The organism is Kribbella sp. CA-294648 (assembly GCF_050943845.1).
Taxonomy (GTDB): Bacteria; Actinomycetota; Actinomycetes; order Propionibacteriales; family Kribbellaceae; genus Kribbella.
The window spans coordinates 7,929,165-7,942,423 of the sequence record NZ_CP191981.1 but is presented as its reverse complement, the minus strand read 5'-3'; the positions used below and the strand labels follow the sequence as shown (position 1 = coordinate 7,942,423).

The window sequence follows — 13,259 nt, the reverse complement described above, 5'->3', positions numbered from 1 at the left end:
AAGTCATGAGGCCGTTCACCCGAACGAGGTCAAGTAGGGGGCCACGCCGGCTGCGCGCCGTCGCTGCCGTCGCGATCGCCACCAGTCTGTTAGCCGCCAGTGCCTGTGGCGGCGACTCCGGTGGCGGCGCCAACGCGGACGGCGAGGTCACCCTCCGGTTCAACTGGTGGGGATCCGACACCCGGCACAAGATCACCCAGGAGGTGATCGACGCCTTCCAGAAGGAAAACCCGAAGATCAAGATCAAGGGCGAGTACGGCGAATGGTCGGGCTACTGGGACAAGCTCGCCACCACGGTCGCCGCCAACGACGCGCCGGACGTCATCCAGATGGACGAGAAGTACCTGCGCGAGTACGCCAAGCGCGGGGCGCTGCTGGACCTGAAGAAGGCCGAAGGCCTGGACACGGGCAAGTTCGAGCCGGACACCTTGGGCGCTGGTGAGTTCGACGGTGGGCTGTACGGACTGAGCGCGGGCATCAACGCGTTCACGATCGTGGCGAACCCGGCGGTCTTCAAGGCGGCTGGAGTGCCGTTGCCCGACGACAAGACCTGGACCTGGGACCAGTACACCCAGATCGCCGCGCAGATCAGCACCAAGCTGAACGGCAAGGGCTGGGGCACCGGCGCGTACGGGACCAACGACGCGAGCCTGAACGTGTGGGCCCGCCAGCGCGGTGAGTCGCTGTTCACCAAGGACGGCAAGGTCGGCGTCACCCCGGGGGTGGTGACCGACTTCTACACCAACCTGCTGAAGATGCGCGACGCCAAGGCCACGCCGTCGGCGGAGTTCACCTCGCAGGACATGAACGCGCCGCTCGACCAGGGCGGGATGGCGACCGGCAAGCTGGCCATGAGCTACGCCTGGAGCAACCAGCTGAACGCCCTGAGCAAGGCTTCCGGACAGGAACTGAAGCTGCTCCGGCTGCCCAGCGTCAGCGGCAAGGCGACCGAGAACGGCTCGTACTACAAGGGCTCGATGTTCTGGTCGATCTCGTCGCGGTCGAAGCACCCCAAGGAGGCCGCGAAGTTCGTCAGCTACCTGGCGAACAGCACCGCCGCCGGTGACGTGTTGCTGGCCGAGCGCGGCGTACCGCCGAACACCGAGATCCGCGCCGCCGTCGCGCCGAAGCTGAAGCCCGCCGACGCCGCGTCGCTGGCCTTCATCCAGGGCATCGCCAAGGAGCTCGGCGAGCCGTCCCCGCCGCCGCCGGTCGGTGGTGGGCAGGTGGAGAAGATCATCCAGCGGTACACGACCGAGGTGATGTTCGGTCGGCAGAAACCTGACCAAGCGGCCAAGGCGTTCATCGACGAGGTCAACGGAGAACTGAAATAGCCTTTGCCGAGGGCAGTGGCAGAACGTGAAGTTCGGTGCGACCCGTCGACGGATTCCGTCGGCGGGTTGCTGAACGACAGGAGAGATTCGGTGCCGGAAGTACGGTCGGACGAGACAGGCGGTTCGGAGCAGGCGACGGTGAACGCGCTCCCGAGGGTCGCGGTGGTGGGCATCCACGGGCACGGCGCAACGCACGTCACCCACGCCGCCCAGCTCGCAGCCGCCGGCCACTGCCACTTCACCGCCGTAGCCGACCCCCGGCCGCCGACGTCGAAACAGCTGGCCATCAATCCCGCTCCAGCCGTGTACTCCGATCTGGCGGAGCTGCTGGCGGCTGAGCAGGTCGATGTAGTGGTCATCTGTACGCCGATCCACACGCATGTCCCGTTGGCCGAGCTGGCTCTGCGCGCGGGTGCGGACGTGTTGCTGGAGAAGCCGCCGACGCCTTCGCTGGAAGAGTTCGAGCGGTTGTCGGCGATCGTTGCCGAGACCGGGCGCATTTGCCAGATCGGGTTCCAGGCGCACGGCTCGGGAGCGGTCCGAGCGCTTGCGTCGATGGTTGCCGAGGGCACCTTGGGTGAGGTCCGAGGAATCGGTGCCTCGGGCACCTGGGTGCGGACACAGGCTTACTGGCAACGCGCGAAGTGGGCCGGCCGCCGGACTCTCGACGGCGTCGCGGTGGTGGACGGGGCGGTGACGAACCCCTTCGCTCACTCGGTGGCCGCCGCTCTACTGGTGGACGGATCCGGTCGTGCCGACCAGGTGGAGTCGGTCGAGACCGAACTCTTCCACGCCAACCCGATCGAGGCCGACGACACCTCGACCGTGCGCATCCGCACCACCCGCGGCACCACCATCCTCGCCGCCTTCACCCTGTGCGCCGTGGAAACCACGCCACCTCTGGTGACGGTCTACGGCTCGAAGGGCCGCGCCGTACTGCGCTACAACCTCGACGAACTCGAGATCACGACCGCCGACGGCACCACCACAACGCAGTACGGGCGGGATGAATTGCTGGCCAACCTTCTCGACCACCGGCGTGACGGGGTGCCGTTGCTCGCACCGTTGGAGGGGACCGGCGGTTTCACCCGCGTGCTCGACGCGGTCCGTGCCGCGCCGCGGCCCGCTGAGATCCCGGCCGAGCTGGTCAGCTGGGAAGGGACCGGCGACGACCGCCATCCCGTCGTACGGGACGTGGAGAAGTGGATCGAGCAGGCGTCGGAGCGGCAGGCGCTGTTCAGTGAGCTCGGCGCGCCCTGGACCACCCAACCAACAGATTCGGAGCTTCGATAGATGACGCAGCAGCTCGGTTGCAACCACGCCGTCGGCCGGTCCGTCCAGGTCACGGCCGACGACCGCGAACTGTTCACCTACGTGTACCGCCCGACGGACCCGCAGCTGGAGTCGCCGCGGCCGTACCTGCACCCGATCCGGACGCTGGGCGGTGATCTGGTCTCCGTGTTCCGTCCGCACGACCATGTCTGGCACAAGGGCATGACCTGGTCGCTGCCGCACTTCGGGCACGAGAACTTCTGGGGCGGCCCGACCTTCTCGCTCGAGAACGGTTACCAGCAGCTCGACAACAACGGCTCGATGGACCACGACCGGATCGACGCGCTGGACGTGTCCGACGACCAGGTCCGGTTCTCGCACCACCTGTCCTGGCACACGCAGGCCGGCGCGCACGTCGTCGACGAGCAGCGCACACTGACCACCCGGCTGGCCGACGACGGCTGGGTGCTGGTCTACGAGACGGCGATGACGAACGTCTCCGGCGAGACGATCCAGATCGGCAGCCCGACCACGGCGGGCCGCCCGAACGCGGGCTACGGCGGCTTGTTCTGGCGCGGCCCACGCTCCTTCACCGGCGGCACCGTGCTCGCACCGCAAGGCGCCGGCGGCGACGAGCTCCGCGGCCGGCGCGCGCCCTGGATGGGCTTCTCCGGCAAGCACGACACCGTCGACCGCGCATCGACACTGATCATCGTGGACGCCGCCGAGAACCCGAACCATCCGCCCGAGTGGTTCGTCCGCTCCGAAGACTTCGCCGCGGTCTGCCCAGCCCCGTTCTTCTCCGAGGAACTCCCCTTCGCCCCAGCCGAAACCCTCACCTTCCGCTACGCCACCCTGGTAGCCGACGAAGCCTCCGACCACACCCGCTCAACAAACCTCGCCGACCAGGCGCTGAAGGCACTGACCTAGGCCTTCGCTTCAGAGCAGCCGCTCGGCGGCCTCCTGAAGCGCCGCCAGCTCCGCCGCCGCCCAGCCCTCACCGATCGACTCGGTGCCGCGGGTCAACGGCTTGTCGACCAAGTGGAAGTGAAGGTTGGCAAGCCGCCCCGCGACGGTGAGGTAAGGGATGGCGGCGAGGTCGGCATCGGAGACCGGCCGGCGGCTCTGGTAGCCGGCGAGAAAGGCCGGCCAGTACGGCGTCGCCGCGACGCCGGTGAAGTCGGCGGCGCGGTACCCGTCGCCCGACAGGTCGAAGTCGTACAGGGCGAGCCCGTCCGCGGTGACGAACACGTTGTCGAGGCTGACATCCCCGTGACAGATGCCCCGGGCAAGCACACCGGAGTACTGCGCAAGGTGATTCCGCACTGCGCCCGCCAGCTCCCGCAGCAGGTTTCCCTCCGCAGCCGGCTGACGACGTGGGGCGCGCGGCAGGAAGTCGTCAGTGGCATCGTGAAACGCGGCGATCAGCACTCCGAACGAGTGGTACAGCTCGTCGTCGAAGGGCGGCTGCGGTTTGGTCCCGGCGAGGTACGTCGACAATGTGTACGGCCGGTCCCCTTCGGCTGCCTCGAGCACCCCGACTTCGGAGCCATCGGCAAGCACCACCACCTCCGGCACCTGCAGCCCTGCCCGAACCAACTGCCTCAAAAGCCTTGTCTCCCAGCGGATCTCCTGCACGGTCCAGTGGTTGGCGCGATAGAGCTTGAGCACGTAGCGCGCGTCGGGCGCGGTCACCTCGTAGACATCGTTGACCAGCGAGCGCAGCAACGTGCAGTCGGTGAACGGAAGGCCGTAGACCTCGGCGAGTCGGCCGCGGAGGGCCTCTGGGTCTGGCAGCGAGCGCAGGGTCGGGAACACTCTCAGAGGCTAGAGCGGACTGGGGAGCGCCGTGTCCTCGACGGTCCCCAGTCCGCGGTTCGGGTTAGCGGACCCAGAGGGTGTATTCGCCGCTGGGGCCGGCCAGGGTGCACTTCCACTCGTTGAAGCCTTCGCGGACGTACTGCTGGCCGGCGTCCTGGCAGCGGGGCTTGTTCGGGTAGGTGTGGATCACCTGCCAGCCGGGGACGGCTGAGACGGCGGCGGTGCCCGCGGTCTGGGCCGATGCTGCGGGGGCTAGTGCCAGCAGGCCGAGGGTGGCCAGGCCGGTCGTCGCGAATGCTGCGGTGATGCGCATGAGCTGCTCCTTGTGTAGTGCCGGCGGGCTGAGGGGGCGCCGCCCCCGGCGTCCCCTCAGCCCGGATCAGGGGTGTGGGTCAGCGAATCCGGGGTGGGGTCAGCGAAGCCAGAGCCAGTACTCGCCGGTGGGGCCGGCCTGAGTGCACTTCCATTCGTTGAAGCCTTCGCGCACGTACTGCCGTCCGGCGTCGGCGCAGCGGCGGTAGTTCGGGTACTTCGCGATGGCCTGCCAGTCCGCCACGGCTGACGCGACCGAGGTGCTGGTGCTGGTGGCCGGCGCGGCCTGTGCCGCGGCCGGAGCGAGAGCGAGCAGGGTGAGGGTGGCCAGACCGGTGGTAACGATTCCTGCGGTTACACGCATGGGCGGCTCCTTGTCAGGGAATCGGCGTCTCGAGGACGCCGCTTGCCCGAAAGCTAGCGACGCCGTCCCGCCGCTGACCGGGTTTTCGAACGAAATCGATCAGCCCGGCCCGCAGTACTGCGCGATCTTCTCCCGTACTCCGAGCCTGCCCGGTTTCGCATTATCAGGTGTGAAGGCGATCCTTGAGGGGGAGGTAGGGGGAGCGGTAGGAAATCGTTTCCGGTATCGCCTCCCCTGAAGGGCCCGGGAACCGGTAGCCTCATCCAGCCACCTGGGGAGGCATCGCACCAACCACCACCGACGAACTGCCGGAGAGCCCAAACCGGTCAGGAGACCACGTCTTGCAGGAGAACACCACCAGCACCAGTACTGGCGAGCTCGCCAACGTACCCCTCACGGGTGCTGACAAAGTCGCCTACGCCTTCTACGCCACCGCTGCCACCGCAGCCCTCGTCGGTCAGGTCTGGGCCGGCGTCACCCACATCCCCTGGCCGGATGAGGGGTTCTCGACGGCCCTCAAGATCGCCCTCGTCGCGCCCGCGGTGGCCGTGATCGAGCTCGGTGGTGTCGCCACCGCAGCCCTGGCCGACCTGCGCCGGCGCAAGGGTGAGCAGGCCTACGCCTACCGGGCCATGTCGCTGTTCGCGGCCATCGTCGCGGTCGTCTTCAACGTCATCGGTCACTGGCGGCCGGAGGAGCGCTTCCTGGCCTTCGGCTTCGGTGGCCTGTCCGCATTCGCCTACGTCCTCTGGCTGATCCACAGCTCGGCCCGCCGCCGCGACGCGCTGCGCAATGCCGGCCAGATGGCCACCACCGGACCCGTGTACGGCGTGGTGCAGTGGGCGCGCGAGCCCAAGGTCACCTGGCTGGCCCGGTCGATCGCCCTCGAGCACGGCCTCGGTCTGTACGAGAGCATCCGGGCGGCCCGCGTGCAGTTGCGCAACAACGCGCGCCGCGACGCGATCGCCGGAACCGTTGCCGAGTACATCCGTTCCGAGCACCAGGACGAGCGGCTGGCGAAGATCGCCGAGACGACGTACGACGCGGACCGGCTGGCCGGGATGCTCGAGGACCGGATCAACTACGAGGTGATCACCAACAAGCTGACGCTGGCGATCTCCCCGCCGCCCGAGCCGGAGCCGGCCAAGGAGGAGCACGCCGATCTGCGCGCCGCGGTCTGGGTGGTCGAGGGTACGACGCCGCCGCCGGTGCAACACATCCCTGTGCAACAGCTGCCTGCCCAGCAGGGCCGGCCGTCGGGTGGCGTGCCGCTGCGCGACGACGAGCAGTGGGGTGAGGCGATGACCGGTGAGTTGATGGCGGTCGACTACCTGCCCTACGACCGCAGTACGGACGAGGCGCACGACGCCGAGGTTGTCGAGGAGGCCGCTGCTGCTGAGGCTGCAGCCCAGGCCGCCGCGGCTCAGCAGCCGGTGGTGGCCAAGCCGCGTCCGGAGTCGCCGTTCGTCCAGCACGCGGCCGACGAGAAGCCGCCGGCCGTCGACCAGCACGTGGTCAAGCCGAAGCCCTCGACGTCGAAGTCGGCCACCTCCAAGCCTGCCAGCACGACCAGCACTGGCTCGGGCGCTGCGAAGAAGAAGACGGTTGTTCGCAACGCGGTGCCTCAGTCCGTCGCGCCGGTACCTGTGGTTGAGGAGCCCGTCGTCGCTGCACCGAAACCGGAGCCTGTCGTGACCGAGTCGGTCAAGGCACCCAAGGTCGAGGAGCCGACGGTCGTCGCTCGCGAGGTCACGGCGCGCGCCGCGTCGGCCGCCTCCCGGCCGGCGCCGCGGCCGAAGGCGTCGAACGGCAGTGGGAGCGATCTGGACAAGAAGCGGATGCGCGCCTGGGCGCTGCTGTCCGACTGGCCCGAGGACCGTCCGCGCACCGCGGCGACCCTCGCGTCCGCGATCGCGTCGTCCGAGTCGGACGCCGAGCGGCTGCTGGCGGAGTACGACAAGGAGCACGGCACCGGCAACCTCACCCTGGTCGCCAACGCGCAGAACTGAGAGCCCAGCCAGCTTCTGGTGGGTTTGCCCCCGAAACGGCGACCTTGAACAGGAAATAACGTGTTCAAGGTCGCCACATGGTGTTCGAGCCCACCAGATGTGGTCAGCCCAGGTTGACCGGGAGTTCGGCCAGGCCGCTGACCAGGACGCGGCGCCACTTGAGTTCCTCAGCGGGCTTGGCGAGGCTCATCTTCGGGAAGCGCCGCAGCAACGCCAGCAGCGACTCCTGCAGCTCGATGCGGGCGAGCTGCGCGCCGAGACAGAAGTGTGGTCCGAAGCCGAAGGACAGTTGCTTGTTGTCCTGGCGATCGAGCTGCAACTCGTCCGGGTTCTCGAACTGGCGCGGATCACGGTTCGCGGAGTTCAGCGCGGCCATCACCCCTTCACCAGCCTTGATCTGTACGCCGTGCAACTCGACGTCCTCGAGCGCCACTCGCAACTGACCCACCTCGCTGAAGCGGTTGAAGCGCAGCAGCTCCTCGACCGCCGAGGGGACCAGCTCGTGGTTGTCGACCAGGCGCGCCCAGTTCTCCGGCCAGCGCAGCAGCGTGGCGACACAGCTGGAGATCTGGTTCGCCGAGGTCTCGTGGCCGGCGACCAGCAGGTTCACGCCGAACGAGATCAGCTCCTCGTGACTGAGCCGGTCGCCTTCCTCCCGAGCCCGGACCAGTTCGTCCAGCAGGTCCTCGGCCGGTTTGGCGCTGTCGGCGAGCTTGCGGGTGACGAGCGCGTCGATGTACGCCGTCAGGTCGGTCATCGCCTGCTCGACACGATCCTTCTCCGCCATCCGCATGCTGTAGCCGAGCTCGGTCCATTCGCGGAACTGCTCGCGATCGGCGTACGGAACACCGAGCAGCTGGCAGATCACCTGGATCGGCAACGGCAGTGCGACGAGCTCGCGGATGTCCGCGCCGTCACCGGCCTTGGCGACGTCGTCGGCGAGCTGGGCCGACAGGTCCGCGACCCACGGCCGGGTCCGCTCGATCCGTCGGTGGGCGAACGTCGACGAGACCAGTTTGCGCAGGCGGGTGTGCTCGGGCGGATCGGTCGTGGTGAGGCTGTTCGGCATCGGCTTGGCCAGCGCGACGCGCGGCGCGCCCTGCTTCACCACCGCGGCCCGCGAGAACCGTGGATCGGCGAGCACCAGCCGCACGTCGTCGTACCGGGTCACCAGCCAGACCTCGGCCCCGGCCAGCGTCCGCACCCGCGCGACCGGCCGCTGCTCCCGCAACTCGGCGAACGTCGGCGAGGGATCGAACTGGAAGGCGTCGTCGAACGGGATGTCCAGCACCGGCTCCGTCATGTCCCGACCCTATGCGGGTTAGGTAACCCTTCGCTCCCCGTCCCAGCGGGTCGTTGCGATCCGGCCGAGCGGCCGTCGCTGCCGGGCTTTGCGCTTCCGGGTTCCGAGCTGCCGGGCTCAGAGTTGGGCGGCTGGGCTGCCGACGCCGCGGAGCAAGGTGTCGATCAGTTGGGTGGCGATGGTGTCGGTGGGAATCGGGTCGGCACCGGGCTCGGTCAGCCAGCCGGCACTGGCGTCCTGGCAGACCTCGTGGATGAGGGCGTAGTACACCCGGCGGGCCCAGACCGGGTCGACGTCGGCGCGCAGTACGCCGGTCTCCTGCAGGCGGCGGAAGAGCCGATCGCAGGAGGCGACCACGCGGGCCTGGATCTCGTCGACTTCATTGCCCTTGGCAAGCGTGGTGCTCACCGAGAAGCCCCAGGAGATCTTCACCCGGAGCACGTTCGCGGTCGCCTGGTAGAGCGCGACCAGGGGTGGCGTGGTCTCGGGCCGGGCCTCGTCGACGGCGGCCTCGAGCTGCCGGCTGGCCCAGATCGCGAGTGAGGTGATCAGCGCCTCGCGAGTGGTGAAACGCCGGTGCACGGTGGTCCGGGCGACCCCGGCCGCCGCGGCGATCTCCTCCATCGTGGCCGCCGGATTGCGGGCGAGGGTCCGCTCGGCCGCCTCGAGGATCGTCTGCACGGTGCGCTCGGCGTCCGCGCGGAGAGGACGAGTGCTGACCATGCGCCAAAGACTACTCCACAGTTGCTCATTTCTAGCTACTTGCGACATTCGTGTTGCAAGTAGTACGGTTTCGAGGTCATAACAGATGCAACTAGTGAGAGGCTTCCGCTCATGGATCTCCAGTTGAAGGACAAGACCGCGCTCGTCACCGGAGCCAGCCGTGGGATCGGCCTGGCCGTGGTCGAGCGGCTCGTCGAGGAAGGTGTGCGGGTCGTCGCCGCGGCCCGGACCAGTACTCCGGCGCTGACGGAGACGGGGGCGTTCGTAGTACCGGTGGACCTGACCGACCCGGATGGACCGGAGCGGCTGGTCGCGGCTGCCGTGCGGGAACTCGGGGAGCTCGACCTGCTGGTGAACAACGTCGGTGGTGGGGACGGTGAGGCGACGGCCGGGTTCCTCGGCGTCGACGACGAGACGTGGCAGCAGACCTTCGGGGTGAACTTCTTCGCGACCGTGAAGGCCACCCGGGCGGCGTTGCCGAGCCTGCTTCGGCAGCGCGGCGCGATCGTCAACGTCTCGTCGAACGGCGCGCGGATTCCTTCCAGCGGGCCGGTGGCCTACACGACCGCGAAGGCCGCGCTGACCGCCCTCGGCAAGGCGCTGGCTGAGGAGTTCGGACCGCAGGGCGTGCGCGTCAACACGGTCTCACCAGGGCCGGTGCGCACGGCGCTTTGGGAGCACCCGGAGGCCTATGGCGGTCAGCTCGCGCGCAAGCTCGGCGTACCGCAGGAGCAGTTGCTGGCGGCGTTGCCCGGGCAGGTCGGGATGCTGACAGGCCGCCTGATCGAGGCCGGCGAGGTCGCCGACCTGATCGTGCAACTCTGTTCACCGCGCGCGGGCAGCATCATGGGCGCCGACTACCTGATCGACGGCGGAATCCTCAAGAGCGCCTAGCTCTAGCTCTGCTGGGCAAAGGCTCTTCGGTACGCCGTGGGTGTGGTGGCGAGCGCTTTGCTGAAGTGCTGGCGGAGGAGGAGTGGGCTGCCGAAGCCGCTCGCCGTCGCGACCTGGTCGATGGTGAGGTCGGTGGTCTCCAGGAGTTCCTGGGCGCGGTGGACCCGCAGGCGGATCAGCCATTGGAGCGGCGTGCTACCTGCCTGCGCGCGGAACTGCCTGCTCAGGGTGCGCGTGCTCATCGAGGCGTGCGCGGCGATCGAGGCGAGCGTCAGCGGTTCGGTCAGGTGGTCCTGCATCCACCGCATCACGGGCTCCAGCGAACCGTCGCCCGCGATGGCCGGCGCGGTCAGGAACTGCGCTTGGCCGCCGTCGCGATGAGGCGCCATCACCAGCCGGCGCGCAACGTTGGCGGCGACGGCTGATCCGTAGTCCTGCCGGACTAGATGCAGACAGAGATCGAGGCCGGCGGTGACTCCGGCGGACGTCAGCAAGTCGCCGTCGTCGAGGTACAGCACGTCGGTGGCGACCTCGACCAGCGGATAGCGGCGCGTCAACTCCTCCGCGTGCGCCCAGTGCGTCGCGGCCGGCCGCCCGTCGAGCAACCCGGCCGCCGCCAACGTGAAAGCCCCGGTGCACACCGAAGCGATCCGCACACCCCGCCGATGCGCCTCCCGAACCAGCTCGACCACCTCACCCGACGCCTCGTACGACGCCGGCACGATCAGCGTGTCGGCCTCCAACGCGTCGTCGAACCCGTACGGCGCTTGCGCACGGAAGATCTCCAGCCGATGCGCGCGCACCGTAGTACCGGCTGAACTACCGCACACCCGTACGTCGTACAGGGGCTCGCCACTCACCGGGTCATGGGCGGCGGCGAAAACCTGACAAGCCCCCGCCAACTCCAGTCCGACGGCTCCTTCGATGGCGAGCACGGCAACGATGCGCATGGCTTGAATCTAACCAGCACCGTCTTTTGCGCCACTCTGATTATTCCGTCGACGGAGGCAGGCTCGTTCTCATGCGGATCGATGTGTTGATGTTCGACGGTGTTGCCGAGGTCGATGCCTTGGCGACCTATGCGGTGTTCGCGAACGCCCGGAGCCGAGGGCTGGAGGTGGAACCGCGGCTGGTGACGGCGGATGGGGCTCGTGAGGTGACGGGTTGCTACGGGACGAAGTTCGCGGACCTGGAGCCGTGGGATCCGTCGTCGGCGCGGGTGCTTGCGGTGTCCGGCGGGTGGATCCTGGAGGAGATCGAACGCGGCGTCATCCCACGCCAACTGGCCGAGGCGAAGGAAGCCGGCGGCGCTGACCTGATCCTCGCCGGCATCGACTCCGGGTCTTTGCTCCTGGGAGCGGCAGGGTTGATCAACGGCCGCCCGGCTACCACCCACCGAGCCGACTATCACCGGCTCGCCGAATGGGCCGAGGTCATCGACGCCCGAATCGTCGACGACGGCGACCTCGTCACCTGCGGAAGCGGCTGGCTGGCCGGTATCGATCTGGCCTACTGGCTGCTCGAACGCGAACTGGACGCCGCCGCCACCGAAGTCGTCGCGCTGGAGCAATGGACCGGCCGGGACCGCCAAGGCACTGTCTGGAGGCGGACGTTGCCGTAGGCAACCAATTACTGGGTGCTGAACGTGTAGGTGGTGGTGGAGGTGAAGGTCTCGCCGGGGTGCAGGGTGGTGCTGGGGAAAGCCGGCTGGTTGGGGGAGTCGGGGAAGTGCTGGGTCTCGAAGGCGAAGGCGTCGCCTTGGCGGTAGGTCTTGGCGCCGATGCCGGCGAAGGTGCCGTCGAGGAAGTTGCCGCTGTAGAACTGGGCGCCGGGCTCGGTGGTGTGGACGGTGAGCTGGCGGCCGTTCTCCGGCTCCCAGAAGCGGGCGGCGAACCGCAGGCCGTCAGCGCCGGCCTCGCCGGCCTCGCCGACCTCGCCGGCCTCGCCCAGGACGAAGTTGTGGTCGTAGCCGCTGCCCAACAGCAGTTGAGGATGGGCGTCCCGGATCCGCGCGCCGATCGGCGTCGGCGTGGTGAAGTCGAACGGCGTACCGGCGACTGGTGCGAGTTCACCGGTCGGGATCAGCCCGGCATCGACCGGCGTGTACTGCGCGGCGTTCAGCTCCAGCACGTGACCTTCGACCGACCCCGAGCCCTCGCCGGCCAGATTGAAGTAGGTGTGGTTCGTCAGGTTGACCACGGTCGGCTTGCCGGTCACGGTCGCGTGGTAGTCGATCCGCAGGGTGTCCTGCAGGTCCAGCGTGTAGGTGACCGTGCTGGTCAGCTCACCCGGGAAGCCCATCTCGCCGTCCGGGCTCACATAACTGAAGGCGACGCCCACTGCCGACGAAGTCTCGACGGGCTCAGCTGTCCAAACCACCTTGTCGAAGCCGGCAGGTCCACCGTGCAGAGCGTTGTCGCCGTCGTTCACGGGAACCTGGTAGCTCTGCCCGTCCAGCGTGAACTGCCCCTTGGCGATCCGGTTGCCGAACCGGCCGATGGTGGCACCGAAGTACGGGCTGAGCGCCGTGTAGTCCGGCAGGTTGTCGAACCCGAGGCTGATGTTCGCGACCTGGCCGTCCCGGTCCGGCGTCTCGATCCGCTGGATGGTGGCACCCCAAGTCAACATCGAGATGGTGACCCGACCGTTGGTGAACGTGTAAACCTCCACCGGCACGCCGTCAGGAGTAGTACCGAACGCATCCCCGCGAATCTCCAACTGTGAACCCATAACGGCGACCCTATCCGGCCCCCCGCCGGCGTTCGCACGAGCAACCGCCAACTGGAATCCGTCCTCACGGGCCGGAGTATTTGCGCCCACCCGTACTCGTGTGTTCCGGGCTGGCGCGTTGTGCCCGCCCGAACCTCTGGGGGGTGCAAGCCGCATGAGCCGTCGGCTCGTGTCGCGTGGCGTGGGCTCGCACCCCACGTCGCCCGCCACATCGATGCCGCCGACCCGATCCCCAGGCGATGAGTGTCCCGGCCGACAGGACATAGTCACGGACACCGCGCATCCTCACGCTCAACGCCAGCTCACTGAACAAGCAAATCGGCACTACGTCCTGTCCGTCGGGACGCAAGCCGGCGCGAAAGGCTGCCGGCGCCCGGCCAGACAACTGGGGTCCGGTGCCGGTGTGCGCTCGTCGCTCAGAGGTTCGGGTGGGCACAACGCGCCGGCCAGCGACGCGAGTACGGATGGGGAGATGTGCCTGTGACCGGATCGGTCCG

The 13,259-nt window shown here is 68.4% G+C and carries 13 protein-coding genes; 6 read left to right on the top strand and 7 right to left on the bottom strand.

From position 1 onward, the window contains the following. The first annotated feature begins 5 nt into the window (after positions 1-5). From ACQPYM_RS37850 to ACQPYM_RS37840, 3 genes are all read left to right on the top strand, one after another. Positions 6-1,334 carry an ABC transporter substrate-binding protein gene (locus ACQPYM_RS37850; RefSeq protein WP_433010766.1) on the top strand — a complete coding sequence of 443 codons (1,329 nt, stop codon included), beginning with the start codon at positions 6-8 and terminating at the stop codon, positions 1,332-1,334. Between the two features lie 90 nt (positions 1,335-1,424). Continuing rightward, complete coding sequence (locus tag ACQPYM_RS37845; protein WP_433010763.1) at positions 1,425-2,627, top strand: Gfo/Idh/MocA family protein; 1,203 nt, start codon at positions 1,425-1,427, stop codon at positions 2,625-2,627. Then, the gene (locus ACQPYM_RS37840) at positions 2,628-3,536 is read left to right on the top strand and encodes a PmoA family protein (RefSeq protein WP_433010761.1); all 909 of its coding nucleotides are present in this window, start codon (positions 2,628-2,630) and stop codon (positions 3,534-3,536) included. Positions 3,537-3,545: 9 nt separating this feature from the next. Here the strand turns inward: ACQPYM_RS37840 and ACQPYM_RS37835 are convergent, their stop codons facing one another. The 3 genes from ACQPYM_RS37835 to ACQPYM_RS37825 form a co-directional block, all read right to left on the bottom strand. After that, on the bottom strand, positions 3,546-4,424 hold the full coding sequence (locus ACQPYM_RS37835; RefSeq protein ID WP_433010758.1) for a phosphotransferase enzyme family protein: 879 nt from the start codon (positions 4,422-4,424) through the stop codon (positions 3,546-3,548). Between the two features lie 64 nt (positions 4,425-4,488). Then, entirely contained in the window at positions 4,489-4,740 is a 252-nt protein-coding gene (locus tag ACQPYM_RS37830; protein WP_433010755.1) for a hypothetical protein, read from the bottom strand. Positions 4,741-4,839: 99 nt separating this feature from the next. Continuing rightward, a complete protein-coding gene (locus tag ACQPYM_RS37825) occupies positions 4,840-5,103 on the bottom strand; it encodes a hypothetical protein (protein WP_433010752.1) in 264 nt (87 codons plus the stop codon). Between the two features lie 341 nt (positions 5,104-5,444). On the opposite strand from ACQPYM_RS37825, the gene ACQPYM_RS37820 reads away from it, so the two are divergent. Further along, positions 5,445-7,112 carry a hypothetical protein gene (locus ACQPYM_RS37820; protein ID WP_433010750.1) on the top strand — a complete coding sequence of 556 codons (1,668 nt, stop codon included), beginning with the start codon at positions 5,445-5,447 and terminating at the stop codon, positions 7,110-7,112. Positions 7,113-7,215: 103 nt separating this feature from the next. On the opposite strand, the gene ACQPYM_RS37815 is transcribed toward ACQPYM_RS37820, so the two are convergent. Together ACQPYM_RS37815 and ACQPYM_RS37810 are read right to left on the bottom strand one after the other, a co-directional pair. Continuing rightward, the gene (locus ACQPYM_RS37815; protein ID WP_433010747.1) at positions 7,216-8,415 is read right to left on the bottom strand and encodes a cytochrome P450; all 1,200 of its coding nucleotides are present in this window, start codon (positions 8,413-8,415) and stop codon (positions 7,216-7,218) included. 117 nt (positions 8,416-8,532) lie between these two features. Next, a complete protein-coding gene (locus ACQPYM_RS37810; RefSeq protein ID WP_433010744.1) occupies positions 8,533-9,138 on the bottom strand; it encodes a TetR/AcrR family transcriptional regulator in 606 nt (201 codons plus the stop codon). Positions 9,139-9,249: 111 nt separating this feature from the next. Between ACQPYM_RS37810 and ACQPYM_RS37805 the strand changes: the two genes are divergently transcribed. Beyond that, on the top strand, positions 9,250-10,032 hold the full coding sequence (locus ACQPYM_RS37805) for an SDR family NAD(P)-dependent oxidoreductase (protein ID WP_433010741.1): 783 nt from the start codon (positions 9,250-9,252) through the stop codon (positions 10,030-10,032). A gap of 2 nt (positions 10,033-10,034) precedes the next feature. Here the strand turns inward: ACQPYM_RS37805 and ACQPYM_RS37800 are convergent, their stop codons facing one another. Next, positions 10,035-10,982, bottom strand: a complete 948-nt coding sequence (locus ACQPYM_RS37800) for a GlxA family transcriptional regulator (RefSeq protein WP_433010738.1) — start codon at positions 10,980-10,982, stop codon at positions 10,035-10,037. 71 nt (positions 10,983-11,053) lie between these two features. Here ACQPYM_RS37800 and ACQPYM_RS37795 point away from each other — a divergent pair, with 71 nt between their 5' ends. Next, positions 11,054-11,653 (top strand): DJ-1/PfpI family protein, encoded by a 600-nt coding sequence (locus ACQPYM_RS37795; RefSeq protein WP_433010735.1) that lies wholly within the window; start codon positions 11,054-11,056, stop codon positions 11,651-11,653. 8 nt (positions 11,654-11,661) lie between these two features. Here the strand turns inward: ACQPYM_RS37795 and ACQPYM_RS37790 are convergent, their stop codons facing one another. Then, a complete protein-coding gene (locus ACQPYM_RS37790) occupies positions 11,662-12,762 on the bottom strand; it encodes an aldose epimerase family protein (protein WP_433010732.1) in 1,101 nt (366 codons plus the stop codon). Positions 12,763-13,259 lie beyond the last annotated feature (497 nt).